General features: G+C 64.9%; 1 pseudogene. It reads right to left on the bottom strand.

The features are described from left to right. Positions 1–425: pseudogene (locus tag EOB49_RS34755) on the bottom strand (indolepyruvate ferredoxin oxidoreductase); the annotation flags it as partial.

The raw sequence follows: 425 nt of genomic DNA, 5'->3' as shown, positions 1-425 counted from the left end.
AACCGTCCTCCACCGCCTTGACGATCGACGGCAGGTTCGGTCGCGGGTCGAGCAGCCAGACCTGGCTTTTCATGGCGAAGGCGTGGCTGCGCTCCTGCATGATCGAGGAGCCTTCGCCATAATCCTCGCCGACAATGATCAGTGCGCCGCCAGTGACGCCGCCGGAGGCGAGATTGGCCAGCGCGTCTGAGGCGACATTGGTGCCGACCGTCGACTTGAAGGTTGCGGCACCGCGGATCGGGTAGTGCACCGAGGCGGCCAGCATGGCGGTGGCGGTGGCTTCCGAAGCGCTGGCTTCGAAATGCACGCCGAGTTCGCCCAGAATGTCCTGCGCATCGGCCAGCACGTCCATTAGATGGCTGATCGGCGCGCCTTGATAGCCGCCGACATAGCCGACGCCGCATTGCAGCAGCGCCTTGGTGATG

It is taken from the genome of Mesorhizobium sp. M7A.F.Ca.MR.148.00.0.0 (assembly GCF_003997735.1).
Taxonomy (GTDB): domain Bacteria; phylum Pseudomonadota; class Alphaproteobacteria; order Rhizobiales; family Rhizobiaceae; genus Mesorhizobium.
The sequence above is the reverse complement of the archived record's forward strand: the minus strand, read 5'-3'. Positions and strand labels throughout refer to the sequence as shown.